20 protein-coding genes and 1 pseudogene are annotated in these 25,861 nt (G+C 60.2%); 7 read left to right on the top strand and 14 right to left on the bottom strand.

All coding sequences use genetic code 11. From position 1 onward, the window contains the following. Positions 1-30: 30 nt before the first annotated feature. From PMX60_RS00660 to PMX60_RS00640, 5 genes are all read right to left on the bottom strand, one after another. Complete coding sequence (locus tag PMX60_RS00660; protein WP_055285799.1) at positions 31-339, bottom strand: type II toxin-antitoxin system RelE/ParE family toxin; 309 nt, start codon at positions 337-339, stop codon at positions 31-33. Between the two features lie 2 nt (positions 340-341). Then, positions 342-641: a type II toxin-antitoxin system RelB/DinJ family antitoxin gene (locus PMX60_RS00655; RefSeq protein ID WP_022093815.1), complete on the bottom strand. Its 300-nt coding sequence runs from the start codon at positions 639-641 to the stop codon at positions 342-344. Between the two features lie 113 nt (positions 642-754). Further along, positions 755-1,513, bottom strand: coding sequence for an LOG family protein (locus tag PMX60_RS00650; protein WP_271746523.1), 759 nt, complete (start codon positions 1,511-1,513; stop codon positions 755-757). A 213-nt stretch (positions 1,514-1,726) separates the two neighbouring features. Continuing rightward, complete coding sequence (gene tgt, locus PMX60_RS00645) at positions 1,727-2,866, bottom strand: tRNA guanosine(34) transglycosylase Tgt (RefSeq protein ID WP_055285790.1); 1,140 nt, start codon at positions 2,864-2,866, stop codon at positions 1,727-1,729. Between the two features lie 371 nt (positions 2,867-3,237). Beyond that, entirely contained in the window at positions 3,238-4,038 is an 801-nt protein-coding gene (locus tag PMX60_RS00640; RefSeq protein WP_006235414.1) for an SDR family NAD(P)-dependent oxidoreductase, read from the bottom strand. Positions 4,039-4,332: 294 nt separating this feature from the next. Here PMX60_RS00640 and PMX60_RS00635 point away from each other — a divergent pair, with 294 nt between their 5' ends. After that, positions 4,333-6,144 (top strand): coiled-coil domain-containing protein, encoded by a 1,812-nt coding sequence (locus tag PMX60_RS00635; RefSeq protein WP_022095112.1) that lies wholly within the window; start codon positions 4,333-4,335, stop codon positions 6,142-6,144. A gap of 441 nt (positions 6,145-6,585) precedes the next feature. Here the strand turns inward: PMX60_RS00635 and queA are convergent, their stop codons facing one another. The 3 genes from queA to PMX60_RS00620 form a co-directional block, all read right to left on the bottom strand. Continuing rightward, a complete protein-coding gene (queA, locus tag PMX60_RS00630) occupies positions 6,586-7,797 on the bottom strand; it encodes a tRNA preQ1(34) S-adenosylmethionine ribosyltransferase-isomerase QueA (RefSeq protein WP_271746688.1) in 1,212 nt (403 codons plus the stop codon). A 70-nt stretch (positions 7,798-7,867) separates the two neighbouring features. Continuing rightward, positions 7,868-8,443: an epoxyqueuosine reductase QueH gene (locus tag PMX60_RS00625; protein WP_271746522.1), complete on the bottom strand. Its 576-nt coding sequence runs from the start codon at positions 8,441-8,443 to the stop codon at positions 7,868-7,870. 10 nt (positions 8,444-8,453) lie between these two features. Beyond that, on the bottom strand, positions 8,454-9,020 hold the full coding sequence (locus tag PMX60_RS00620) for a DUF3267 domain-containing protein (protein WP_271746521.1): 567 nt from the start codon (positions 9,018-9,020) through the stop codon (positions 8,454-8,456). 133 nt (positions 9,021-9,153) lie between these two features. Between PMX60_RS00620 and PMX60_RS00615 the strand changes: the two genes are divergently transcribed. Together PMX60_RS00615 and PMX60_RS00610 are read left to right on the top strand one after the other, a co-directional pair. Beyond that, positions 9,154-11,304, top strand: a complete 2,151-nt coding sequence (locus tag PMX60_RS00615) for a methionine--tRNA ligase (protein ID WP_271746520.1) — start codon at positions 9,154-9,156, stop codon at positions 11,302-11,304. 157 nt (positions 11,305-11,461) lie between these two features. After that, on the top strand, positions 11,462-12,565 hold the full coding sequence (locus PMX60_RS00610; protein ID WP_271746519.1) for an RsmB/NOP family class I SAM-dependent RNA methyltransferase: 1,104 nt from the start codon (positions 11,462-11,464) through the stop codon (positions 12,563-12,565). A 24-nt stretch (positions 12,566-12,589) separates the two neighbouring features. On the opposite strand, the gene PMX60_RS00605 is transcribed toward PMX60_RS00610, so the two are convergent. Then, complete coding sequence (locus PMX60_RS00605) at positions 12,590-12,760, bottom strand: hypothetical protein (protein ID WP_006235403.1); 171 nt, start codon at positions 12,758-12,760, stop codon at positions 12,590-12,592. Between the two features lie 191 nt (positions 12,761-12,951). On the opposite strand from PMX60_RS00605, the gene PMX60_RS00600 reads away from it, so the two are divergent. Next, positions 12,952-14,043, top strand: coding sequence for a beta/alpha barrel domain-containing protein (locus PMX60_RS00600; protein WP_089572116.1), 1,092 nt, complete (start codon positions 12,952-12,954; stop codon positions 14,041-14,043). A gap of 80 nt (positions 14,044-14,123) precedes the next feature. Here PMX60_RS00600 and PMX60_RS00595 read toward each other — a convergent pair. Next, positions 14,124-15,014, bottom strand: a pseudogene (locus PMX60_RS00595) (DegV family protein). 320 nt (positions 15,015-15,334) lie between these two features. On the opposite strand from PMX60_RS00595, the gene PMX60_RS00590 reads away from it, so the two are divergent. From PMX60_RS00590 to PMX60_RS00580, 3 genes are all read left to right on the top strand, one after another. Then, on the top strand, positions 15,335-17,251 hold the full coding sequence (locus PMX60_RS00590) for a fructose-1,6-bisphosphatase (RefSeq protein WP_271746518.1): 1,917 nt from the start codon (positions 15,335-15,337) through the stop codon (positions 17,249-17,251). Between the two features lie 78 nt (positions 17,252-17,329). Beyond that, entirely contained in the window at positions 17,330-17,725 is a 396-nt protein-coding gene (locus PMX60_RS00585; RefSeq protein ID WP_271746517.1) for a GtrA family protein, read from the top strand. 219 nt (positions 17,726-17,944) lie between these two features. Beyond that, positions 17,945-18,352 (top strand): GtrA family protein, encoded by a 408-nt coding sequence (locus tag PMX60_RS00580; protein ID WP_022095123.1) that lies wholly within the window; start codon positions 17,945-17,947, stop codon positions 18,350-18,352. A 160-nt stretch (positions 18,353-18,512) separates the two neighbouring features. Here the strand turns inward: PMX60_RS00580 and PMX60_RS00575 are convergent, their stop codons facing one another. From PMX60_RS00575 to PMX60_RS00560, 4 genes are all read right to left on the bottom strand, one after another. Beyond that, positions 18,513-19,421 carry a DUF4430 domain-containing protein gene (locus PMX60_RS00575; RefSeq protein ID WP_271746515.1) on the bottom strand — a complete coding sequence of 303 codons (909 nt, stop codon included), beginning with the start codon at positions 19,419-19,421 and terminating at the stop codon, positions 18,513-18,515. Between the two features lie 9 nt (positions 19,422-19,430). Then, a complete protein-coding gene (locus tag PMX60_RS00570; RefSeq protein ID WP_271746514.1) occupies positions 19,431-23,231 on the bottom strand; it encodes a DUF4430 domain-containing protein in 3,801 nt (1,266 codons plus the stop codon). Positions 23,232-23,662: 431 nt separating this feature from the next. After that, entirely contained in the window at positions 23,663-25,426 is a 1,764-nt protein-coding gene (locus PMX60_RS00565; protein WP_271746513.1) for an ABC1 kinase family protein, read from the bottom strand. 8 nt (positions 25,427-25,434) lie between these two features. Continuing rightward, positions 25,435-25,851, bottom strand: coding sequence for a hypothetical protein (locus PMX60_RS00560; protein WP_117583986.1), 417 nt, complete (start codon positions 25,849-25,851; stop codon positions 25,435-25,437). Between the last annotated feature and the right edge of the window lie 10 nt (positions 25,852-25,861).

The raw sequence follows: 25,861 nt of genomic DNA, 5'->3' as shown, positions 1-25,861 counted from the left end.
CCTATTCCACCGCAACTTGGAAATCGGCGATCAGCCCAGCGGACCCTGAAACAGTTCCTCATGCGAGCCCATTCTCACCAGCCTAATCACTGGGTTAGTCTTATGGGGAAGATAAAGAACGACCACATCGACCAAGCCATCGGATAGGTGGAAATCGATGTGGCCGTTGTAGTTTCCGCCCGGGTTTGAGAGCTCGTGGGCGCCATACTCCGCCGGAAGTGACCCATGAGCCACAAGCTCTGCAACCGCCGCTTTAAACTCACTTTTTAGCTGCGGATGCATGCGCATCGTTCGTTTGTAGTCCGCCTTAAATTGAGCCTCGACTTTAATCTCGAACATCGCTATTCCTCATCGAGGAATGACATAAGCTCATCAGCGTTATTGAATGACGGGCTATCGTCCGGCAAAATCCCCAACTCATGAGCCTCGGCGATCACCATGGCACGCCTCGTCGCCTCGTTGGGCACCTCCGCCCTTCCTACAATCTCAAAAGGAATCTTTCGCTGATTTACCAGCTGCCGAACGGCAAGATTGAGATAGGAATTGAGGCTGAGGCCGACCGAATCCAAGAACTCAGTCGCCTGCTCCTTGAGCCCCTCTTCGATTCGAACCGTCGTAGGCTTAACTGTTGCTGTAGACATTTGCGACCTCCTCGCCCTCGTCTTTTACACCAGTATACCCAATATAAATGGCAATCTGATGTTAAATAACATCAGATTGCCATGCGTATTCATGTCGCGTGGGCACGATTGATCTACATCAGCCCGCTCAGGGCGATGTCGACGGCCTCGTTGAGGTCGTCGGTAATGTGTACCAGATCCGGATCGAGCGGGCTGATCATGCCGGCGCCCATCACCGGACCGTTGAGCCAGTCGAATAGGCCCTGCCAGTACTCGGTGCCCACCAGCACAAGCGGCATGCGCTTGACCTTGTGCGTTTGCACCAGCGTGAGCACCTCGAACATCTCGTCGAGCGTACCAAAACCACCGGGAAACACAATGGCACCCGAGCTGTATTTGACGAACATGGTCTTGCGCACAAAGAAGTAACGGAAGTCCATACCGAGGTTCACGTATTTGTTGAGCCCCTGCTCGTGCGGCAGCTCAATGCCCAAACCAACTGACTTGCCGTTGACGCTCGCCGCCCCCTTATTAGCCGCTTCCATGACACCAGGACCACCGCCGGTGATAACCGCCACGCCGCGCTGGGCAATCTTACGGCCGACCGTGCGCGCCGCCTTGTAGAGTGGATCGGTCTTGGGCGTACGGGCACTACCGAAGATGGTCACCGCAGGCCCTAACTCGGCAAGTGCGCCAAAGCCATCGACAAACTCGGCCTGGATGCGCAGTACGCGCCACGGATCGGCATGCAGCCAGTCGGTCGACTCCTCGGGCGCCAGCAGGTTGGCGTAGGTGTTGTCCTTAGGAATCATGGGACCGCGCATAACCACGGGGCCGCGGCGGTACGTCTCGTCGTAGGCGGGCTCGCCCTCGACGTTCTCATTCTTAATCATGGGTACTCCTATCGAGAAAAAGAAAAGCGGGCGGGGTCGACGCCATGCGTCAAACACCCGCCCGAACATCAACTATTCGGTATGGTACCCACGATGCGTTATGCGCTTGCAAGGCATCGGTCAGCGGTCGCGCAGCCGACGTCAGCGAATGTGACGAGCGGCTGCCGCTCAGCCTTTGCCGTTGCCCACGCTCTGTAAGCGCGCCTGTCGCCCTTAGTAATCCACCGCGGCAGGACTGTTCATCCAGTCGCTCACGAATGCACCGTAACGGCCCTCGATAATGGCCTGGCGGGCACGCTGCATAAGGTTGAGCAGGTAGTAGATGTTGTGCATCGACAGCAGAATGCCGCCGAGCATCTCCTTCTGCGTGACCATGTGGCGGATGAGCGCGCGGCTGTAGCCGCCCGTGCACACCGGGCAGGTGCAGGTGGGATCGATGGGGCCGTCGTCGTGCGCAAAACGCGCGTTGCGGAAGTTGAGGCGACCCTCGCTGGAGAACGCCGTGCCCATGCGGCCGGTGCGCGTCGGCAGCACGCAGTCGAACATGTCGATGCCCACGCCCACACCGCGCACGAGGGTGGTGGGGTTGCCGACGCCCATCAGGTAGCGTGGCTTGTGCTTGGGCATGTACTCGCTTACGAGCGGTGCCAGGGTCTCGAACATGGTCTCGTGGTCCTCGCCCACCGAGTAGCCGCCGATGCCGTAACCGGGGAAGTCGCCGCACTCCTCCAGATGGCGCAGCGAGCGCAAGCGCAGGTCCAGGTGCATGCCGCCCTGAACGATGCCAAAGAGTGCCTGGTCGTCGCGGGTATGCGCCTTATAGCAGCGCTCGGCCCACATGCTCGACAGCTCAACGGCGCGCTCAACGTAGGCGCGCGTGGCGGGATAGCCCGGGCACTGGTCCAGCTGCATGCAGATGTCGGAGCCGAGCTTCATGGCGATCTCCATGTTGTCCTCGGGTGTCCAGAACACGTGGCGGCCGTCGTAATCGTTGACGATAAAGCGCACGCCCTCGTCAGTGAGCTTGACGGCATCGTTGTGACTGAAGACCTGGAAACCGCCCGAGTCGGTGAGGATAGGGCCGTGCCAGTTCATAAACTTGTGCAGGCCGCCCAGCTCGGCGATGGTGTCCTCGCCGGGACGCATGGACAGGTGATAGGTATTGGCAAGCACGATCTGGGCGCCGAGCTGTTTGACGGTCTCGGTAGGAATGCCCTTGACGTTTGCCTTGGTGCCCACGGGCATGAAGATCGGTGTCTCGATGTCGCCGTGCGGGGTGTGCAGCACGCCGGCACGCGCATGCGTCGTCGGGTCCTCGGCGATCAGGTCGAATTTAAAAAGGCTCTGGTCCATAAACTGGAACTCCTTGGTTGCGGTTCATACGCAAACCATTATACGGGCAACCCGCAAAGAGCACCGACTCGACAGAAACTGGTGCAAAGGAAACCTGCCCCTTGCGACAACGGATCATTTCCGACAGCCACAGCAACGCCGATGCTATGGCACCGACAGCGAAAACCCGCCAGAGCGAGCAAGGTGCCTTCAAGCAAAATGGCGCCGCAGGTTGAGCATAAGTCAGCGAGCGGGCCGCATTTGAGACAAGGTGACGTGAAACGAAAGGGCGCTGACCTTCTGGTCGCGCCCTTGAAGTTGAACGTCAGATTGTCCAAATGCGGCCCGCGCAGCGTCGAGCCGTTACGCGGTTTGGTAAAACCGCGTAACCCCTACGGCCGCTGGCCCATGCCACCCTCGAGGGTGACGGTCTCGCCGTTCATGTACTTAAAGTCGGGACCGCAGAGCTGAACGACCACGCGGCCGATTTCCTTCTCGACGTCGCCGTAGTGACCAGCCGGCGGCATGTGGACGTTGGCCTTGAACGCCTCGGGATAGGCATCCTGGAAGTTCTCGAGCGCAGCGGTCCAAGCAAGCGGGCACACGATGTTGACGTTGATGCCGTCCTTGCCCCACTCGTTGGCGGCAACGCGGGTCAGGCCGCGGATGCCCTCCTTGGCGGCAGCATAGCTGCACTGGCCATAGTTGCCAAACAGGCCGGCGCCCGAGGCAAAGTTGACCACGGAGCCCTTGGTCTCCTTCAGGTGCGGATAGGCCTTCTGCATGTACAGATAGGTAGCATACAGACCGGAGTAAATGGCCAGGTTAAACTGATCCATGGTGTGATCGGCGATGGTCACGCCCGAGGCGCTAGCCTGAGCATTGTTGACGACGGCGTCGATGCGGCCGAACTCCTCAATGGCCTTGTCGATGACGTTCTGGACGACGGCCTCGTTGTCCTGACCAGCCGAGACATCGGCCTGAACAGGCAGAACCTTGACACCGTACTCGGCCTCGAGAGACTCCTTGGCGGCCTCGAGCTTGGCGACGTTGCGGCCGGTGATGACGAGGTTCGCGCCCTCCTTGGCAAATGCGATATCGATGCCGTAGCCGATGGAGCCAGCGGAACCGTCCTTAAGTGTGGCCTTGCCGCCGCCGGTGACGATCACGGTCTTACCAGTGAAAAGTCCCATACAAAGTCCTTTCAAATCGCGACGGGCACGCCCGCCGACTGCGCGTATCCAACTTCACGCGCCAAAAGCTGAGATGCAACTTTAGCGTGTTCAAGCAAAAATAAAAGACCGCGGTAGGCGAACGGCACCACGTAGTTCGGCGAAGGGATTGTCAAGTACAAACTGGATAAAACGGCCGAGTTATTGTTATCAGATCGAGCCATCGAACACGTTTTGAAACTTTGCTGCGGCGCGCGGGATGTCGGCGCGAGACCTTATCATAGGGTGACAAACAACGATGAGGAGCACATGCCTATGACAGACGAGCTGGACCCCCAGACTCAAGAGCATATTGATCATTCCGCAGACGCCGTCGACGACTGCGATACTCCTACCTGCGTCGACGCCTCCACCGATGCGCCCGCCACCGCAGATGCGCCCGCTGCCGCAGATGTGCACGCTGCCGCAGATGTGCACGCCGATGCGGATAAAGCAACAGACACAGACGATACTGTCGAGCATGACGAAAGCGAGCAGCCGGAGCCGAGCGATGCCGAACCCGACACAGACCCCGCGCCACAGGCGGCAGGCCCCATCGAGGTGTCTTCGGAAGAAGAGCTCGATGCCGTCATGGACTCCATGATGGATGCCGTCAAAGCGATGAAAGACGCCGTCGCCGATGCCGATATTGATGCCGAGGAAGAGGAGGCCGCCGAGGCGGCCTCGACCTTTGTGCCCGGCGAGACTCCGGTTGCCGACCAGGGCAGTACCATGCCCTCGTTTCTCCAGCTCGAGCACCCCACGATTGGCGCCGATGCGGTCGATCCGCACGCAGCAGGCTTTTCTGTGGTCGAGGGCGGTACCGGCAATATCGCCGCGCCGCAGACTGCCGATGCGGACGCTGCCGACACCACTCGCCCGACCGCCCCGCACTCCCCCGCCGCGAGCCGCGATCTGGGGACCGCTGTCTCGAACACCGCGAACGCCGTGGGCACCTTTATCGCCCAGGGCGCCTCGGCCATGCGCGAGATGAACGCCGCGAAAAAGGCACTTGCCGATGCCCGCGCCCACCTGACCGAACTTGAGCAGCGCATTGCCGATCAGGCCGAGGAACTCGAGACGCGCCAGGATATCGCAGGCCGCTACGACCAGATCGTCGCCGACCAGCGCCAAGCGATTGCTACAGCGCAAAAGGCCGCCGCGGCAGCCGAGATTGACCGTGATGCCCACGCCGCCAAAGCGACAGAGCTCAAGGGTCAGTTCGAACAAATGAAGACAGAGGATGACGCGACTGAGCTCCGCCTGAAGGCCGCGCTCGACGCCGTGGAGGCCCGCGAGGCAAGCTCTCGCGAGACCGGCAACCGCCTCGTTCGACGTCTTGAGGATTCCAAGCGCATCCGCGACAAGGTGAAGGCCGAGCGAGACGCCGGCATTGCGGCCGCACAACAAACCGTCGACGCCACGCGCGCCCAGCTCGAGACGCTGCGTCATGAGTATGCCGAGCTGCAACGCAATCCCTCGGCAAATCCCGCCAACTATACGGTGCGCACCAGCGAGCTCTCGATGCAGATCTCCGACACGGCAGATGCCCTGCGAAAAGCCGAAGAAGATGTCCCGCGCATCACCGCCGACCTTGAGCACTCGCTTGCCGCAGCCGAGCAGGCCGTCGAGCAGGCTCAAGCCCCCATTGCCGAAGCCAAACGCGCACACCAAGCCGTGACGACTGAGGCCGATGCCGCGCGCGACGAGCTGCAGACGGCGAAAACTGCCGCCACGACGCGCCAGCGCGAACTGCGCGAGAAGATAGCCGCCGAGGACAAGGCACGCCGCGACCAAGAGCAAAGCATCGCCAACGCCCAAGCAGATGCCGCACATGCACAGTCGATCATCGAGCAGGCGACCGAGGTGCATGACCATCCAGAGATCACTGAGTCGCTTGCAGGATCCTTGGCCCGAGACAAAGCCGAACACGCCGAGACCGAGCAAGAAGTCGCCCAGCTCGAGGCCACCGAGGACGCGGTGCGCGAGCGTACCCGCGACTCACGCATCAAATTCACTGGCGCCATCGTCTGCATCGTCGCCGTGATTCTGGTAATCATCCTGATCTGGCTGTTCGCGAGCAAGTAAACCAGCTGCCAAAAAACGCCTCAACTCAGTTGCGGTGAGAAAGTTTCTGTTTAGCCCCAAAAAGGCCAATTCAAGAACTATCTCACCGCAACTTATTTAGATCGACGCAAGGCAACCTATCCCTCTTGCACCGATCTCTTGACATAAGGACTGTCCCCAGGTGCCGGCACAAAAGGAACGTCCCCAAGTGCCAAGTGCCGTAAGAGTGTCCCCTTTGACTAGTCATTTAAGAACGTCCCCAATGACTACCCAATGACTACAGCGACAACCACGGCAACGCCGATGTTTTGGCAACGACAGCGAGCGGGCCGCATTTGAGACAAGGTGACGTGAAACGAAAGGGCGCTGACCTTCTGGTCGCGCCCTTGAAGTTGAACGTCAGATTGTCCAAATGCGGCCCGCGCAGCGTCGAGCAGTTACGCGGTTCGTAGAACCGCGTAACTAACAAATGAGCATCGCGTCACCAAAGCTGAAGAAGCGGTAGCGCTCCTCGATGGCGGCGGCGTAGGCATCCATGATCTGGTCGCGGGTGGCAAGTGCGCTTACGAGCATCATGAGCGTGGAGCGCGGCACGTGGAAGTTCGTGATCAGTGCGTCGACCACGTGATAGGTCGAGCCGGGCATAAGGTAGAGCTGCGTTGTCGCGTTCTCGCGCACCACGATGTCGCCGCGGCCGAGCGTGTCGGCCCCGTCCTCGCGGCCCTCAAAATAGCGCGCCGTCACAGCCGGATCGGACACCGGCGCGTCCGCGTCAAACGCGCTCTCGAGCGAGCGCACTGCGGTAGTGCCGACGGCGATCACACGATGGCCCTCGGCCTTCGCCTTATGCACAGCGTCGACAACCTCCTGCGACACGTGGTAGCGCTCGGTGTGCATCACGTGCTGTGTAGGGTCGTCCTCCTCCACCAGACGGAAGGTATCGATACCCACCTCGAGCTCGACGGCGGCAAACTTCGCGCCCTTGGCCTCGATAGCGGCCATGAGCTCGGGAGTAAAGTGCAGACCCGCCGTAGGAGCGGCAGCCGAGTGCTCCTCCTTCATGGCGTAGACGGTCTGGTACTTCTCGGGATCGCCCTCGTAATCGGTAATGTAGGGCGGCAGCGGCACGTGGCCGGCAGCGTGGATGGCCTCGTCGAGCGTGCGCGGGTCGCCGGCGGCATTGCAACCGGCCGGCTCAAAGCGCACCAGACGGCCACCGCGGCTATCGGTAACAAAGTCGACGACCTCGGCCGTCAACACCACGGGCGCGCCCTCGGGCGCATGGGCACCGCCCGCACGATACTCAATCTGAGCACCGGGCTTCAGGCGCTTACCCGGCTTGACCAGGCACTCCCAGACATGGCCCAGCGGATCCACATCCTCGCGGCGCTTGAGCAGCAGTGTCTCGACCACGCCACCCGAGCCCGCCTTGCGACCGATAAGACGGGCCGGCATCACGCGCGTCTTGTTGATGACGAGCACGTCGCCCGGCTCGATATAGTCGATGATGTCGCGGAAGATGCGGTGCTCGACGGTGCCGCCATGCCCTAACGGCGTTCCTGTCTCGGAGCCTTTGCGATCAACCACCAGCAGGCGGCAGGAGTCGCGCGGCTCGGCAGGCGCCTGGGCGATGAGCTCTTCGGGCAGGTTATAGTCAAAATCATCGGTACGCATAGACACGTCGGATTCTCCTTATATAGCTAAAGTCCGCTCTACATCCTAGCAGGCTGACGTCCCAAGTGAACTACTTTTTGGCGGCTTTGCGCTCGTCGCGGATGCGGGCGCGGTCCATGGCCGCCTCGACGGCCGAGAAACGGCAGCCGCAGTAGTTCTGCCGATACATGCCCAGCTCGCGCGAACGACGTGTCGCCTCGGGGTAATACGTGCGAAAATCGCGAATCACTGGAGTGAGACCGCGGGCAGCAGCCAGACGCTCCAACACATCATTGCAGGTTTGGAACAACTGGTACGGCGAGACGGCGAGCGTCGTGCCCACAAACTCAAACCCGCGCTCCTGGGCCACACGGCACGCCTCGGCCAGACGCAGGGCATAGCATGAGCGACAGCGACGGGCTCGATCGGCGCCCAGCGGGGCCACGCCGGCCTCCCAGCGCTCCCGGTCCTCCCCCGCCTCGATAAGCTCGATGTCGCCATCGGCACACCACCGGCGCAGCTCGTCCAAACGCCGCTGCCATTCATCGTGCGGCTGAATATTGGGGTTTGTCCAGCAGATTGTGGGCTCAAACCCTTCCTCGCGCAGCAGGCGGACCGGCTCAAGAGAGCACGGCGCACAGCACGCATGCAGCAACAACGGCTTCATCGACATCTCCTCACCCGAAAAAGCGCACGCCAAAGGACGTATCCTCGCAGGCGACAATGCGGCGGTCGCGCAAAATGGTCCGCACGTAATACCAGTCGCCCACACAGCCCGACAAATGCAAGCCGGCCGCCAGGTAGCACAGCAGCGGATAGCCCGAAAACGCAAACCCCAGGGCAAGCGCCGCCGTCACAACAACCGTCGGCGCCAGGCAAACCGCCATGTACCGCCGGCGCGAATACACAACGCCCTCGGCGCAGGCATAGATCATCGCCGTCTCGCGATTCGCCCCAAAGGTCACCTTCGCGCCCGCAGGCGCCAGCAGCTTAAAAAACACACCGTGCACCAGCTCGTGCACGGCGAACGACGCCATTGAGATCGCAGCCAAGCCGACTATCCAGCCCACGACAGCCATCCAGCCGCCCGCCTCAGCCGCGTCCAAGTCCGCAGGCCCGCCCAGCAGCATAAACACCGGCACCAGGCACACGGCAAACACCGCGATCACGGCCATCCCCCACACGAAGCAAGCGTGTAGAAAATCCTCGTCCTCAAACGCATGTATGTTGGAAATCTCATTCATAGCATCTTAGGATAGCGCCCCTGCCACGCACCCGCCCGCATGTGCGATAATGTCGAACGATATGCACGAATTGACCACCGCGCCGCCGAACCCCGTGCCCGGCCGCGCTCTTACCTATATGCGAAGGAGTCCCATGGCATCCAAATACTCCATGAACGACCGTCCCAGCTGGCCGCGCCGCGCCATCGTTACCGCCGGCGAGCCCTACGGCAACAAGGGTCTGCACTTTGGCCACGTCGGCGGCGTCTTTGTCCCGGCCGACTTCTTCGCCCGCTTCCTGCGCGACCGCCTTGGCCGCGAAAACGTCATCTTCACCTCGGGCACCGACTGCTACGGTTCGCCCATCATGGAGAGCTACCGCAAGCTCAAGGAGAACGAGGGCTACGACAAATCCATCGGCGAGTATGTCGAGTCCAATCACTCCCGCCAGGCCGCGACCCTCAACAACTACAACATCAGCTGCGATATCTACGGCGGCTCGGGCCTTGAGCCGGCGGCCCAGATCCACAACGAGGTGACTGCCGAGATTATCGAGCGCCTGCACGAGCAGGGCACCATCTCCAAGCGCTCCACGCTGCAGTTCTACGATGCCAAGGCCGGCACGTTCCTCAACGGCCGCCAGGTCATCGGCCGCTGCCCCATCCAGGGCTGCAAGTCCGAGAAGGCTTATGCCGACGAGTGCGATCTGGGCCACCAGTTTGAGCCCGAGGAGCTCATCGCGCCCAAGAGCCAGCTCACCGGCGAGGTGCCCGAGTTGCGTCCGGTCGACAACCTCTACTTCGACCTGCCGGCCTACCTCGACTTTATGAAAACATACACCGCCAAGCTCGCCCAGAACCCGCAGGTTCGCTCCGTGGTCTCCAAGACCATGGAGGAGTGGCTGCTGCCGGCTCAGCTCTACATCCAGAATAAGTTCCGCGAGGCCTTCGACGCCGTCGAGGACCAGCTTCCCGAGCACACCGTGCTGGAGCCCGAGGGCAACAAGAGCAGCTTTACCGTCACCTTCCCCAGCTGGAAGGAGCGCGACGACGCCCACGCGGTGCTCGCCAACGGCGGCGTGCGCTTCCGCAGCGGCAAGGCGCTCGTGCCCTTCCGCATCACCGGCAACATCGACTGGGGCGTTCCGGTGCCCGAGGTCGACGGCGTGACCGACGTCACCTGCTGGTGCTGGCCTGAGAGCCTGTGGGCGCCCATCAGCTATACGCGTACCGTGCTCGCACGCGATGCCAAGGCCGCCGGCGTGACCGAGGGCGTCGCCGCCCAGGATGCCGCCCTCATGGGCGAGCCCGCCGCCGACTCCACGCAGGTGCCCGCACCCACCTACCAGCACAGCTCGCTCGACTGGCGCGACTGGTGGTGCTCTGACGACGCTCAGATTTACCAGTTCATCGGTCAGGACAACATCTATTTCTACTGCATCGCGCAGACCGCCATGTGGGAGGCCCTGGGCTGGGACCTCACGCAGAGCACCGTCAGCGCCTGCTACCACCTGCTCTACATGGGCAAAAAGGCCAGCTCGTCCTCGCAGACGCCTCCCCCGCCGGCAGACGACCTGCTCAACCACTACACCTGCGAGCAGATGCGTGCGCACTGGCTGTCGCTCGGCCTGTCCGAGAAGCCGGTAAGCTTTAGCCCCAAGGCATACGACACGCGTGTGACCGGCAAGGACAAGGACGGCAACGAGGTACGCGCCTGCGACGACAAGCGCGTTATCGACCCGGCCCTTAAGGAGAGCGCGCTGCTGACCGGCGTGTTCAACCGTCTGGCCCGCAGCTGCTTCTACGGCGTCGCCGTCAAGGAGGGCGACGAGAGCCCCTACCGCAACGGCTGCATCCCCGCCGGTGCCGCTTCTGACAGCGTGGTCGAAGCCGCCCAGCAGGCAGCCCTCGCCTTTGAGCAGGCCATGTACAAGTTCGAGACGCACCGCGCGCTTGCCGTGTGCGACGACTACCTGCGCGCCACCAACAAGCGCTGGAGCGACGCCTCCAAGGCCGCCAACAAGCTCGAGGGCGACGAAGCAAACGCAGCGATGACGCAGGCCCTGGTTGATGCCTTTACCGAGCTGCGCGTGGCGACCGTCCTGATGCACGGTATCGTCCCGGCCGGCTGCGAACTCATCTGCGAGTACTTCGACGTCGATCCGGTCACCTTCTTTAGCTGGGATAACATCTTTGCCTCCACGGACGAGTTCGTAGAGAGCCTGGGCGAGAAGCCCGGCGACCACCGCGTGAAGCCGCTGCCCCCGCGCTTCGACTTCTTCAGCAAGCACGAGAGCCAGTACTAAAGCACGCTAGTAGCAACGCGCCCGGGAATGATTATTCTGGGACGGGGATTAAAAAATCATTCCCGGGCGCCACAGTACAGTCTTTTTGTGACGGGAGTCATGGAATGATTATTTAATCCCCGTCCCAGAATAATCATTTAGGTGGAAGGAAAGACGGATGTCCAAGCCGCGTCGTCGTAAGCAGAAAAAGCAGGTTAAGCCCGAGCTCAAGCTCAGGCAGTTTGCCGCTACCGAGCTTTCCGACCAGCTTGCCGCCCTTCCCTGCGCCGCCGACCTGCCGCGCTTTATGGTCGACACGGTCGCCGGCGCCTATGCGCCCGCCGATGCCGAGCTCATGATCGAGGGCTTCGGCGCCGCGGCCACACGCCCGGTCACGCTGCGCGCCAACACGCTCAAGGCGACCGCCGAGGACATCGCTGCGGCGCTCGGTGCCGCCGGCATCGCCCACAACCCCGTCGCTTGGTATCCGGACGCCTTTATCCTGCCCGAGGCCCAGGTTTCCGACCTATGGGACCTCGACATCTACCGCGACGGCAAGATCTACCTACAGAGCCTGTCGTCCATGATGCCGCCTTTGGTGTTGGGCGCCCAGGCAGGCGAGGACATCCTGGACATGTGCGCAGCCCCTGGCGGCAAGACGACGCAGATCGCCGCCCTCACCCAGGGCCAGGCACACCTCACGGCCTGCGAGATGAGCATTCCCCGCGCCGAAAAGCTTGAGTCCAACCTCCACCGCCAAGGTGCCAAAAACGTGCCCGTCATGCGCATCGACGCACGCGAGCTCGACGAGTTCTTCCGCTTTGACCGCATCCTGCTCGACGCTCCCTGCACCGGCACGGGCACCGTCATCAGTGGCAACGAGAAAAGCCTGCGCGGCCTCACCGAGCAGCTGCTCGTCAAGTGCGCCCGCTCGCAGCGCGCGCTTCTGGACCGCGCCATGGGAGCCCTCAAACCGGGCGGCACGCTCGTCTATTCCACCTGTTCGATCATGCCGCAGGAAAACGAGGACGCCCTGCAAGAGGCCCTCGACAAGCACATGGATTGCGAGCTTATCCCCCTCGACGGCACACCGAGCGAAAGTGAAGCGCGTCGCGCCCAGGATGCCGGCGAGGAGCCGCATATCGAGTGCAACGCCCTCACCGAGGCCATCGCCGCCGGCCATGTCTCGGCCATCGTCAACGGTATGCCCGGCACGCTGACCATTCCGCCTAGCCGCGATTTTGAGGGCTTCTACATTGCCCTGATCCGAAAACGCAGCTAGCGCACGGATCAAAAACTCAACAAGCTATCTCTGTGCGCGTTTGCCCTGCTGGTCGCGATGCTGTTTAAGCATCGCGCGCTCCTTGCGTTCGGCCCTTTTGCCCTTAATGGCCGTGACCACAAAGTAGATGACCGCGGCGGCAACGATTGCGCCCACGCACAGGCCAATCGAGCCAAACATTGCTGTCAATTCCATACCGCGTCACCTCTCTTTTAAACGGGACTTTCAAGATAGCACCTCGATCCTCGCCACCACAGCTCCTTCACGTTCTCCCGCCCTTCGGTCTAACGGATGGTGCGGCGGGGAAAAATCAACTCGTCAAACGATTTAGCATTCGCAATTCCGGCTGCATCGCGCCGGCCACCATCGCATAGAATCGAGCCTCCATGGATACCCTCAACGACCTAAACGAACGCGTCGACGCCTTTGTCGGCACCAGCTCCTTCGACACGCCTGCCGCGGCAAACGACCAAGCTCCCATCGATGTACCCGCCGAGGTTCACGAGGACATCGTCGCCTCGGTCGATTTCTCCGAGGTCGAGCTCGCAGACGAGTTCACCGAGCCCCAGGTAGCCGTGACCCCCAACGGACTGCTCCCCATGGAGCCCCTGCCCATCGACGGACGTCTGCGCAAGGCTGCTCTTCGCATGCCCGACGAGATCGAGGAGGCCAGCGGCTTCACGCTCTTCGGCCGCCGCATCAAGTCGCTCATTTACACTACCGATGTCGCGGTTATCCGCAACTCCAACGCCGATGCCGTTTTTGCGGTCTACCCTTTCACGCCGCAGCCCGCCATTACGCAAGCGCTGCTGACCGTCGCCGAGTGCCCGGTCTTTGTAGGCGTGGGCGGCGGAACTACGACCGGTAAGCGCTCCGTGCAGATGGCAGCCGTCTCCGAGATGCAGGGCGCGGCGGGCTGCGTGGTCAACTCCCCCGCTACTGCCGAGATGGTCGAGCACATCACCAACATCGCCGACATCCCCGTCATCGCCACGGTCGTACGTTGCGACGACGATGCGCATGCCAAAGTGCGCGCCGGAGCCAAGATTCTCAACATCGCCGCCGGCAAGAACACGCCCCAGGTCCTACGCGAGCTGCGCGAGCACTATCCCAACCTGCCGCTCATCGCGCCGGGCGGCAAGACGCCCGAGAGCATCCGTGAAACCATCGCCGCCGGCGCCAACGCCATCATCTGGACGCCGCCTTCGGCCCAGCAGTTACAGACCGACATGATGCAGCGTTATCGCAAGATGAAGGAAGACGCCACACCTGTCATCTCGCGCGACGATGTGCCCATTATCGACCAGGTCGCCGCCGCCGAGGTCAGCCAGGTCGAGAACATGAATCCCGACGTGCCGATTCCCGACGAAGTCATCGAGCGTGTCGCTTCGATCCACGAGCGTGTCGAGGAGCATCGCGCCAACCGCGGCCTTAAGCCATCACTGCACGGCTTCTTCTTCCGCGGAAAGAAACGCTAGCAAAACATCTTGGCCCGCCCCACAAACGTGAGGCGGGCCGTTTTCGTTTGAGCAATCACGCAGCGATGTGATGGGGCAAATTAATCCACGCGCTTGTCGCCCATAAAGAAGAGCGCCACCGTACCAGGTCCGGTATGCGAGCCAATCAGAGTACCGATGTCATTGATCTCAATCTTGCCTTTAAGCTGCGGAACCTGTTCCTCAATCAGCGCCGCAACTGCCTCGGCATCCTCGCGGCACGCCGAGTGCGACATGATGCACTTACCCGAATAATCCGCACCGTCCTGCACGTGTGCCATCATGGTCTTGGCCATCTCGGAAATCGCGCGCTTCTTAGTGCGAATCTTCTCACGTGGCGACAGCTTGCCGTCGCAATCGACCGTCATAAGCGGGCAAATCTTAAGCGCCGTGCCGATGATCGCACTCGCAGCCGAAATGCGACCGCCTCGTAGATAGCTCGACAGATCGGTCGAGAAGAACCAGTGGTGCAGGTTGAGTTTGTGCTCCTCGATCCAGGCAGCCGTCTCGTCGAGTGAAGCCCCGCTATCGCGCACGTCGGCGGCATATTCCAGCAACAGGCCAAAGCCCGAAGACGCCGCCAGCGAATCGATGACGCGCACCTTGCCGCCCTAGGGATAGCGATCCGCGAGCATCTGCGCCGCAACGCAGGCCGATCCATACGTGCCCGAAATACCCGACGACAACGCCAGGTGCAGCACGTCTTTACCCTCGGCAACAAACGGCTCCCAAAACTCCTTGTACTCACCCACGCTCACCTGAGACGTCTTGGGCATGGCGCCCGCGGCAATCTGGGCAAAAAACTTGTCCGGCGTAATCGACTGATACAGATCGTCCGTATGGACAACATCGTCGATCTCGTAATGAAAACACACGACAGGGATATTGCGCGACGCAAAGAACTCACGGGTTCGGTCGGCGGCGGATTCACAGGTCAGGACAAAATCACTCATATGAGGCTCCTTACTCATTGCTGCGCAAATTATCGCACAGTGAGCCTACATACGGTACATATGTCCACTATTTACCAAATCGAACCAAAAATAGCGAACATCTTTACCACCATCGTCTCCACCGGCCCCACGCATAAATTTCTGAGAAAACACCCTCTGTCGTCTCCACCCGACCAACACATCTACCTTCACTAAATCGATTTACCAAACCGTTCAGCCGACAATTCAGCCGCTGGCGCAAAATCGAAACAAAAGCGGCGCATACTGATAAACGTTTGACGCTGTTTATCAGTTTTACCAGCCCCATCGGAAGGTGTTTCATGGTCGCATTCGATCGCAACCCGCAAGACTTCAAGTATCTGCGCCTGCTGTCGAGACAGTTTCCCACCGAACAATCCGCATTTACCGAAATTATCAACCTCTCGGCCATCCTCAACCTACCCAAGGGCACCGAGCATTTTATGAGCGACGTGCATGGTGAGTACGAAGCCTTTATGCACATCCTCAACAACTGCTCGGGCGTCGTGCGCGAACATGTCGACGAGATCTTTGGCGACACGCTCTCCTTTGACGAAAAGGGCGAGCTGTGTACGCTCATCTACTACCCGCGCGAGAAGATCGACCTGGTCCGCAGCCGGCACGAGGACTCGCCAACCTGGTACAAGACGATGCTTGACCAGCTCATCATGGTCGCTCGCTCACTTTCAAGCCGCTACACGCGCTCCAAGGTGCGTAAGGCCATCCCGCGCGACTACGCCTACATCATCGACGAGTTGTTGCACACGCACCCGGACGAGAACAACTATCGCGTGCGCTATCACGAGCGCATCGTGGAGTCCATCCTGGAGACCGCCAGCGCCGACGACTTTATCGAGTCGCTCGCCTCGCTCATCAAGCGCCTGGCCGTCGACCACCTGCACCTGGTGGGCGACATCTTCGACCGCGGCGGCGGCGCAGCCAAGATTATGGACCGTCTGCTCACCTACCATTCACTCGACATCCAGTGGGGCAACCACGACCTGCTATGGATGGGCGCTGCGGCCGGTGAGCCCGCCTGCATCGCCACGGTGTTGCGCAACAACCTACGCTACGACAACTACGAGATCCTGGAGAACGACTACGGCATCTCGCTGCGTGAGCTTGTCGCCTTTGCCGATGCCACCTACACCGCCGGTGAGTCCATCACCCCGCTGATCAAGGCCATCAACGTGCTGCTCTTTAAGCTCGAGGGCCAGATTATCCAGCTCCACCCCGAGTTCGATATGACCGACCGCCTGTTACTCGACAAGATCGACCACGACACCGGCACGGTCACGCTCGCCGACGGCAGCGTGTGGCCGCTCACGACCAACGACTTCCCCACCGTCGACCCGGCGGACCCCTACACGCTCACGTCTCAGGAGCAGCACATCATCGACAAGCTCGTGTCCGAGTTTGTCACCGCCGATCACCTGCATCGCCATATCGATTTCCTCTACACCCACGGCTCGATGTACAAGGTCGCCAACGGCAACCTGCTCTTCCACGGCTGCGTTCCGCTCAACGAAGACGGCACCTTTAGCAGCATGAACTGCCTGGGCACCTGGCACGCTGGCCGCGATTATCTCGATTTTTGCGACCACATCGCCCGCCGCGCGTGGCGCGTGGGCGACCGCGATGCCCTCGACTGGATGTGGTACCTGTGGATTGGCTTCAATTCACCCGCCAGCGGACGCCTGGTGCGTACCTTTGAGCGCGCCTATATCGCCGATAAGAGCACCTGGGTCGAGCCGATGGACCCGTACTTTACGCTTACCAAGTCGCCCTCGGTCTGCGATGATATCATGCGCGAGTTTGGCGTCGCGCCCATGGCATGCTCGCCGACCGGCCACATCATCAACGGCCACACGCCCGTTAAAACCACCAAGGGCGAGCAGCCCATCCGCGCCGAGGGCAAGCTACTGGTCATCGATGGCGGCTTCTGCCGCGCTTACCATCCCAAGACGGGCATCGCCGGCTATACGCTCATCTCGAGCTCGCGCGGCTGCCGCCTCAAGTCGCACCGGGCCTTTACGACGGTTGCCGAGGCACTCACGCGCAACGTGGACATCGAGAGCGAGACCAACCGTTTTGACCAAGCAGACCGTCGCCGCATGGTGAGCGACACCGATACTGGCGCCAAGATTCGCAGCCAGATCCAGGACCTGCGCCAGCTGCTCGATGCATATAGAAACGGTGCTATCGAGGAGCGCGCCTAGCACCACCCGCGGGGATTGGCTAAACTTGCTAAGTTTGTCATCCCCGCGGCGCTTCGGCGCCAGCTTAAGGCAGGTACCATGCAAAAGCTCCTTGCGCAGATTATGAAATTTGGCGTCGTCGGTGTCATTGCCACGGTTATCGACTTTGGCATTATGAATCTGCTCCACTACGGTCTGGGCCTCAACATCCTAATCGCCAACACCAGCGGCTTTATCATCTCACTCATCTTTAACTACCTCGCAAGCATGAAATACGTGTTTGCGCACAAGGAAGGCATGAGCCGCCGCCGCGAGTTCATTATCTTTGTCGTGCTGTCCGTGATCGGCCTGGCACTCAACGACGGTATCGTGCTGGCGCTCAACGCCGGCCTGGGACTCGAGGCCAATATCGCCAAGATCTGTGCCACCGCGCTTGTCATGGTCTACAACTTTGTGACCCGAAAAATCTTCCTGGAGGGCGACGAGACAAAATAGCTCGAAACCCCTGCAGCATTACGGCGCCCACGGACGACGCGCACTCAGCGCAGTATCGTCCGTGGGTGTCGCTCGTTTACGGGCAAATTTTCAACGTTTGCGGATTAGCTCTTGAAAATTTGGCGAGTTCATATAGTTCTTGGCAAAGACCTTACGTTTCCCTTGTAAAAGCTCTAAAGTATCCTCTGCTCGATTCATCAACGCATTGGATGTGATTACGTGCGCAAGGCGCTGGCACAACCTCATACCAAGCAGTTCCTCAAGTTTGCTGTCGTGGGTCTTATCTCCTTTGGCATCGACTGGGGCATGCTCATTGCGCTCGTCGAGCTGTTCCACCTCGACTTTTTGATGAGCACCACGGTTTCGTTTATCACGTCCGTCGTGGTCAACTACTGGCTCAGCATGAAGTACGTGTTCGACCACCGCGAGGGCATGAGCCGCAAGCGCGAGTTCACGATCTTCACCATCCTGTCGGTGATCGGCCTGGGCCTCAACGACCTGTACATGTTTGTGGGCGTCACGTTTTTGAGCATCGGCTACCAGGCCATGAAGGCCATCGCCACGTTCCTCGTCACCTGGTACAACTACTTCAGCCGCCGCTTCTTCCTCGAGGGCGCACGGTCGTAGTCGATTCACTATTTGCTTGAATGTATAACCGGTTGGAATTCCCGTTCCAACCGGTTTTTTTGTTTGCAGAGAGACCCGGCGACCCAGTCCCATTCGCATGAAAAACGGGCGGTCCGGATGTTGGTCCGAACCGCCCGTCTGGCGCGCTATGTCGAGGCCTCTAGCCCGTTACGTAATACCAAACAACGTTGTCGCCATTGGAGAGAACGTAGTTACTGCAGGCCGTCATGGGCGTTGTGCCGTTGACGGAGTACATCCAGCCGCTCGTGCCGCCGTACTGTTTCTCGGCCAAACCACCAATCGCGGAGACATACGTACCGTACGACGAGCCATGTGCGTTGACAGAAAGGCCCAGCGCGCACAGGGCATCGTAGACGGTAGCGCCTTCGTTAAAGGTAAAGGTGCCACCAGAGGACACAGGATTGCCCACAGAGCTCGATGTGACCGAAACCGTCACCGTAACGTAGTTGGACTCCTGCGAGCCGCTCTGGCCGCCCGAGGAGGCGTTTCCACCATTAGAGGATGAGGCTCCATTAGACGACTGGCCACCGCCCGAAGAAGCACCACCAGACACATTGGAAGTATCGCCGGCTCCCGTATTCTGGGCAGCGGATTTATCGCCAGACTTCTTGCCGTCCTGGTCCTCAGACTTCTTGCTATCCGAGCCCTTGTTTGATTCCTTGTCCGAAGACTCGGACTCCTTCTTAGAGTCAGATTTATCCGAACCCTTAGACTCGTCGTTCGCACCATCCGAAGATTTGGAATCCTTGGAGCCAGCTTTACCCGAAGCGACGGTCGAGTCAGACCCCTTGGCGTCCTTCGCGACGACGCTCTCCCCCGTCACGGTCTGAACGATCCAGTCAATAGACCAGGCGCCGCTCTCGGAAGGATGGACGAAGCCCAGCGATATGACAATTAGCGCAACGCACGCGGCGGTCAGGACACCAGTAAGCGCCTTCCGTCGAGGGGCGGACGCCGCCAAAGCGGCGCCCTGTTGCTTTGCATCGTCGAACTGAATGAACGAGGAATCTGGTTGCTTGGGGTCAGCGTCCTTGGATTTATTGGACACAGCCCTCACCTACCGACGTTTGGTGAACACGAACACGCCGACGATGGCGAGACCGATGACGCCGGCGGCAACGCCGACGATGGCGAGCGGATTGGTGCCAGTCTCCTGCTCGGAAGCACTAGAGGACTTCTTAGCAGTGGTCGTGGAAGCAGCGCCCGTATCGGACTTGGAATCGGACTTCTTGTCGGACTTGCTGTCCTTCTTGTCAGACTTCTTGTCAGACTTCTTCTCGTCCTTCTTGTCGGACTTATCGGAGTCATTCTTGTCGGACTTGTTGTCCTTGGTCTCGGTCTTGGTCGACACCGTCGTCTTGGTCGTCGGCTTATGACCCGGGGCGACAGCGCCGCCAGCCTGCTGGCCCTTCGTGCCGGAGCCGGAACCCGTGCCAGCGCCAGCACCGGAACCGTTGCCAGCGCCACCATTGCCGCCATTGGAGCCAGAACCGCCATTGCCGCCAGGGTTAACGGCATTCTTGGTCCACTTGGCATACAACGTAAGGTCGGCCGTCACCGGCGTACCGAAGTCATACGCCTGCGTGCAAGCCTCATCGGTGAACCAACCGCCGAAAGCGTAGCCATCGCGCGTCGGATCGGCCGGCTTGACCAGCTTGCCATCGGACGTAGCAACAAACTTAGTGTCGCAAGCAGACCCGCCGTTGGAATTAAAGGCAACCGTCCAAGACTCAACGGCCCCCAGCTTGAACAGAGTGCCCGAGTCATTGATGTAGTACAGGTTGCCAGATGCATCGGCAATGACCGGAGAGTCGCAGTGCTGGTAATGGCCAGCCGCATCATAAATCTGCGTCGCCTCTGCATCGCCGAGCGTATAGCGATATACGCCACCACCAGCAGAGTAGTTGACGTAATCCTTGCTATCCGCGCTGTTAACGGTGAAGTACACATAGGTCTTGCCGCCCTGAACACTCACCAGCGGAGTAGCAGCAATACCGTTAAATCCGGCCGGCAGTTCTTTACCGTCAGCAGCGGTGACCATCGTGGTCTTACCGGTCTTCAGATTATAGAGAGCCAGAGCAGAGCCAGTAGCCGTCTGTCCGCCGACAATCAAGTTTTCGCCAGCCACCGCCGGTGCGCTCATGTTATTCGTAAGACCCAGATCGACCGTCTTCTGCTCGCTCAGTACGCCCTTCGCCGAAAGCGAAATCACATGGAGCTTTCCATCGTGCGTCATCTGATAGAAGGTCGAACCATTGGACGGATCGGCGACACAGTCGGCGTTCGCGAGAGCGCCGAGCTTCATGGTCGAAACGACATCGCCCGTCGTCTTATCAATGCACTTAAGCGTGCCCGCGCTCGTAGGAACGATGGCATACTTATCCGTCAAAGCCGCACCAGTCCAGTAATAGCCCTCGGAAGCGTCAATGTTCTGCCAAGAAACTTCGCCCGTGGCAATCTTAATGCGCATAAAGGAGCCGTTGCCGTAGGTCGCGTTGTAATTCTCGTCATACGAAATATCGACCGAGCCTACATAGACGTACTCGCCGTCCGAAACGACGGTGCAGGAGCTCTGCGTCAAGTCCGTCAAACCAGGCGACAGCCACTTGCAGATCAGCTTGTCTGCAGTAATCGCCTGGACCGCACCGCCGTTGAGCGGAACGATGATAAGGCCATTGGTATAGATTGGGCGAGAGGTATAGCTCACCTTAGAGGCAAGCGGCGCAGAGGCAACCTTTTTGCCCGTGGACGAATCGATCTTAATGAGCTCGTTCTCGGTCGCGATGTACACAAAGCCGTTAGCGATGACAGGCTCGCTGCAGTTGGCATACTGCTGGCCAGACTCGGCCTTCCAATCGAAGGCCCACTTAAGACCGGCGGCCTGCGCAGGCGTCTTGGCATCCGTTACGGTCGAACCGTTGCCACTGTTGCCGTAGCCGGCCCACTCGGCATCCCAATTAGGAGTCGTCGCACTCGGGTCCACGACAATCTTGTCGGGATCGGGCATGGGCGATTTTTCGGTGGTGTAGGCAAATGTAACCTTGTCGCCGCTCTTGAGCGTGACCTGGTTGGCACAGAGAGATGAGGACTCTCCGTTGATATACAGATGCCAGTATTTACCGGTCGCACCATCATAGCCGTAAGACTTGTCTTCGAACGGCGAAGTAATGGACCAGTATGCACCACTCTGGGAGGCCTTGTAATCAATGCCCTTCGCCTTCAGCACCGTCTCAATAAGGTCCTGAGCCGTAGAGCCTTCGGGCAGGGAAACATTGCTTGCCGAGCCCCAGCGAGTATTGTTGCCGTTGACATCGGGGCCGATGATATCGGCGGATCCAAGCACCTGACCAGGGAGGGCATCGCTGTCGCCAGCATACATAAAGGTGACGGCGTCACCCTCATGGAGCTCGTAGGCACCAGCGCCAACGTCGGCGAACTTGTACTTTGCGTCGGACTTGCCCTTTACGTAGAAGCGCCAATAGCTATTGGTCGCAGCATCAGAGCCACAATAGGTCTTACCGTCAAGCGGCGAGGTAATGCCCCTAAGGTACCAACCCCAAGACTCTTCTGTAGCTTTGAGTTTAAGACCAGTCTGCTCCAACAGGTCCTTAGCAGTAGAGCCCGCCTTGAGACTCGTCTGGCCCGTCGAAGCCCAAACCTGCTGCTTGCCGTCCTTGTCCTTGCCAAGCACCTGAACGGAAGCATGGACAGAATCGGACGGCAACTGGTCTCCCCAGCCACCGTAGAACCACGTGACGGTATCGCCAGCATGGATGGTGACATTGTCCGCCGTATAGTCACTCGACTTGCCGTTGATAAACAGCTGCCAATAGGTCGAATAATCTTGGGGCGTACCCAGCTCAACACCGTTGTACTTAAGGCTCAGAATGAAGGAGCCCGCAGCAACGGCGTCAATATCATTCGCCTCAAGCGCGACCTTCGTAAGATCAAGCGCGCTCGAACCGGACGTCACCACATACTGCGCGTTGTCGACCCAGGTCTGAGTCTTGCCCTGGGCATCGCGACCAATGACGGTCACATTCGCAGCAAGCTGGTCCTTAACGACAGGGGACGCGCTACCAGCCGTATAGGCAAACTCAATCTTCTGCCCCTGGGTGAGTTTGACGCTGCTCGCGCCAACCGAGGAAGACGCGCCGTCGACGAACAGCTGCCAGTAGGCATGAGTCGTCGGATCGTAGGCAAGCGTGCGGCCATCGCTCGGGGAGGTGATGCTTTCGAGGTAGAAACCGTATGCCGTGTTCGGATCGTACTTCGCCTTGAAGCCCGTCTTCTCCTGCAGCTTAATGAAGGCATCCGCAGCCGTCGCGCCCTCGTTGAGCTTGAGCTGCGTAGGCGCCACCCAGGTCTGAGCCTTGCCGTCGGCATCGGTGCCGATAATCGAGAACGAGACCTCGATTTGCTTCTTGACGACATCGCCAGTTTCTGTCGGGTTCTCTGTCTGGACGGCAGCCGCGGCGGCAGATCCTGCTTGGCCAGCGGATGCCGTCGAAGACTGCTCGCTCGTGGCAGGGCTCTCCCCCGTCGCCGAGCCTTCGTCGCCAGTTGCTGCCTCTGTAGTGGCGGCACTAGCTGCAGGCGCGCTCCCGGAATCCGAAACCTCGGCGCCGCTCTGCTCAGCGGTACCGCCCGCAAGCGCTGCGTCCTCGCCTGGCGTCGTAGCCTGAGCCACAGCGTCGGTAATGCCCTCGGCACCCTCGGCCCACAGCTGAGCCGGCGTGGTGCCAAAGGCCATCGCGAAGGCCAGGAATGCCACCAGGCAGCGCTTTGCCACGCCGCGCGCGATTACGCCACGGCGACGAAGCGAGGCACGCTGGCACTCGTCCTCAAACATATCCATTTGTCTCCTACTGTCTGTACTTGGAGCGTTGCCTTGAAGCTGCCCCACGTCATCGCGCATGTTGCGCTCGAGTTCCCCCATCGGGGTCCCCCTTCCCTCCAGAGCCCTATGCACACCGGCGGCATACGCCGCAGCCGCATGCAAGATGGGAGGCGATCCGACTTAACCTTAACGACTCGGGCGCGCCGTCCGATCTGCGACGCGAACATCCCGAGCCAAGAGGAATTACGGTTACTGGTACAGCCGGGGACTTGCACCCCGATTCTCCCAAACGCGCAGGAAAACCGCGCATTCGTGCGTCTCCGCACCACCATCTAGGCCATCGATTAAAACCGTCAATATGCTATCACGCAAAAGGGCCTCGCACGCAGGCGAAACCCAAGGTAAAAGCTATTGTTTGCGATAGGAAAATGCGGTGACGGCCGCAGCCTCTAGTGCTTGCCGCCGTGACTGTTGAGCCAGATATTGCGACCCAGCATAAGCGCCAGCACCAGCGCGCTCACGTAGCCCATAAAGCCAATGACTGGGATACCAAACACAACCGGCTCGATGCGTGCGTAGTACACCACCGACGAACCGATAAACAGGCCGGCGATAACGATAGCCATCGACATGCGGTCGATAATTCCGCCCAGCTGTCGCAGCGCCTTATCGCTGCTCATGATCTGCGTGTTTACCTTAAGCTGGCCGCGCGTAAGCATACGCGAAGCCAAGCCCAGATACTCGGCCGCCTCGAGCGAGCCTTTTGCCGCGCGATAGCTGCTCGCGGCAAGATCGCGGCTCATCTCGCGCATGCGGGCGTAGGTGCTCTTCTCGTTTTTGATGTGCGTCTGGATGATCTGGATCATGTTGACGTTGGGCATGTACTCGGTCAACAGGCCCTCGAGCGTCACCATGCCGCGGGCGAACATCGTCACCACGCTCGGCAGCTCAACGTCATTTTTGCGCGCGAGGTTTAACAGCGAAGTCAAAAACTCGCCGATATCCAGGTCTTTAAGGTCGAGGCCCGCAAAGTCAGCCACGATAAAGTCAAGATCGGACAAAAAGGCCGAATGATCGAGCTCAGCCGAGTCGCCACGCGTCACGGCGAAGCGCATGAGCGAATCCTTGAGCTTGGGCACGTCACCCTCGGCCACGGCGAAAATCATGTCCTTTACGATACCGCGATCGTGACTCGACATGCGTCCGACCATGCCCAAGTCGATAAAGTAAACGATACCGTCTTTGAGGATGATGTTTCCCGCATGCGGGTCGGCATGGAAAAAGCCGTCGTCGAGCACCTGCGTCGAGTAGTCCTCGACAATCGCGGCACCGATCTTTTCCAAGTCATAGCCCTCGGCCACTAAGCGTTCAGGATCGGCGATCGAAATGCCGTCGACGTAGTCCATAACCACCACGTGCTCGGTGCACAGGTCCAGATAGGATTTAGGGCACGTCACGCCATGAACGCTCTTATGGAACTCGTAGAAGTCGTTGAGGTTTTTGGCCTCGGCCAAAAAGTTGGTCTCCTCGCGAAACGAGGTCCACAACTCCTCGACTACGCCGTGCAGGTCAACGAATTGATCGGTGTTGACGAACTTGGAAACGATACGCACCACCGAGCGGATGATATCGATGTCCTGTGCCATAACCTGCTGCGCACCGGGGCGCTGCACCTTGACGGCCACGTCCTCGCCCGTCACCAGACGAGCGCGGTGCACCTGCGCGATCGACGCGCTACCGAGCGGGTTGGGGTCGATCGCATCGAACATCTCCCCCAGGCGCAGGCCGTATTCTTCTTCCAGACAGCTGAGTACGACCTCGTACGGCACCGGCTCCACGTCGGAGCGCAGACGACGCAGCTCGTCGCAAAAGCGCTGCGGCAGAATCTCGGACCGGTTGGCCAAAATCTGCCCCATCTTGACGAACATGGGGCCGAGTTCCTCGAGCAGGCGGCGCAAACGAACCGGCGTGAGGTTATCCCACACGCGGTACTTTTTGACCAGGCGTACAATCTGCCCAATGCGTTCGCGACGACCCGCCGGCGTGAGCTGGTATTCCTCGTCCGGCGCCATCGCGTCGGGCTCCTCGGGCACCATATCGACGGCGCGCGGCTTCTTGCGAGCGCCCGAGACGGCGGCGTCGACCTCATCGACAACCGCCGCCTCGTCACCCAAGGGATCTAGATTGTTGTAATCGGTGGTGGAATCTGCCATCTGCGCTGCTACTCGGCCTCTTCGGTATCCTTCGCATCGTCGGGCTCAACGGACTCGACGGGCACCGAGGTCACGTTGTCCTCGACCGAATCGACGATGTCGCGCACATGGGCCAGGAAGGCAGTGCGCTCGGGAGCGGTCATGACGCGGACGCGGGCAAGGATAAGCTCGTCAAGCACGCGCTGGGCCGCGGTCTCGCCCTGCATGCCCAGACGCTCGGTCAGGTCGGAGATGGTGCCACCGGCCTGCTCGAACATATCGGACACGCTGCGGGCGATATCGGGGGTGGCGGTGTCCTTGCGGACCTGCTCGCCCTTGGTGTTAAGGTCGTCGAGGACCTTCTTGCCGCCTTCGACAGCAACGGCGGCAGCGCCAAAGCCCACGTTAATGGCGCCGTTAACAAGCTGATCGAGTTTCATAACCATGGTTATCTCC

The organism is Collinsella aerofaciens (assembly GCF_028206995.1).
In the GTDB taxonomy this organism is placed as follows: Bacteria; Actinomycetota; Coriobacteriia; order Coriobacteriales; family Coriobacteriaceae; genus Collinsella; species Collinsella aerofaciens_AQ.
This window is presented reverse-complemented; position numbering and strand designations above follow the sequence as displayed.

Excerpts from the sequence above, each read along its gene's own strand:
- PMX60_RS00585 (WP_271746517.1), top strand. The coding sequence starts at position 17,330 with ATGCAAAAGCTCCTTGCGCAGATTATGAAATTTGGCGTCGTCGGTGTC.
- PMX60_RS00615 (WP_271746520.1), top strand. The coding sequence starts at position 9,154 with ATGGCATCCAAATACTCCATGAACGACCGTCCCAGCTGGCCGCGCCGC.
- PMX60_RS00565 (WP_271746513.1), bottom strand. The coding sequence starts at position 25,426 with ATGGCAGATTCCACCACCGATTACAACAATCTAGATCCCTTGGGTGAC.
- tgt (WP_055285790.1), bottom strand. The coding sequence starts at position 2,866 with ATGGACCAGAGCCTTTTTAAATTCGACCTGATCGCCGAGGACCCGACG.
- PMX60_RS00650 (WP_271746523.1), bottom strand. The coding sequence starts at position 1,513 with ATGATTAAGAATGAGAACGTCGAGGGCGAGCCCGCCTACGACGAGACG.
- PMX60_RS00590 (WP_271746518.1), top strand. The coding sequence starts at position 15,335 with ATGGTCGCATTCGATCGCAACCCGCAAGACTTCAAGTATCTGCGCCTG.
- PMX60_RS00600 (WP_089572116.1), top strand. The coding sequence starts at position 12,952 with ATGGATACCCTCAACGACCTAAACGAACGCGTCGACGCCTTTGTCGGC.
- PMX60_RS00605 (WP_006235403.1), bottom strand. The coding sequence starts at position 12,760 with ATGGAATTGACAGCAATGTTTGGCTCGATTGGCCTGTGCGTGGGCGCA.
- PMX60_RS00635 (WP_022095112.1), top strand. The coding sequence starts at position 4,333 with ATGACAGACGAGCTGGACCCCCAGACTCAAGAGCATATTGATCATTCC.
- PMX60_RS00625 (WP_271746522.1), bottom strand. The coding sequence starts at position 8,443 with ATGAAGCCGTTGTTGCTGCATGCGTGCTGTGCGCCGTGCTCTCTTGAG.
- queA (WP_271746688.1), bottom strand. The coding sequence starts at position 7,797 with ATGCGTACCGATGATTTTGACTATAACCTGCCCGAAGAGCTCATCGCC.
- PMX60_RS00560 (WP_117583986.1), bottom strand. The coding sequence starts at position 25,851 with ATGGTTATGAAACTCGATCAGCTTGTTAACGGCGCCATTAACGTGGGC.
- PMX60_RS00620 (WP_271746521.1), bottom strand. The coding sequence starts at position 9,020 with ATGAATGAGATTTCCAACATACATGCGTTTGAGGACGAGGATTTTCTA.
- PMX60_RS00660 (WP_055285799.1), bottom strand. The coding sequence starts at position 339 with ATGTTCGAGATTAAAGTCGAGGCTCAATTTAAGGCGGACTACAAACGA.
- PMX60_RS00570 (WP_271746514.1), bottom strand. The coding sequence starts at position 23,231 with ATGGATATGTTTGAGGACGAGTGCCAGCGTGCCTCGCTTCGTCGCCGT.
- PMX60_RS00655 (WP_022093815.1), bottom strand. The coding sequence starts at position 641 with ATGTCTACAGCAACAGTTAAGCCTACGACGGTTCGAATCGAAGAGGGG.
- PMX60_RS00610 (WP_271746519.1), top strand. The coding sequence starts at position 11,462 with ATGTCCAAGCCGCGTCGTCGTAAGCAGAAAAAGCAGGTTAAGCCCGAG.
- PMX60_RS00640 (WP_006235414.1), bottom strand. The coding sequence starts at position 4,038 with ATGGGACTTTTCACTGGTAAGACCGTGATCGTCACCGGCGGCGGCAAG.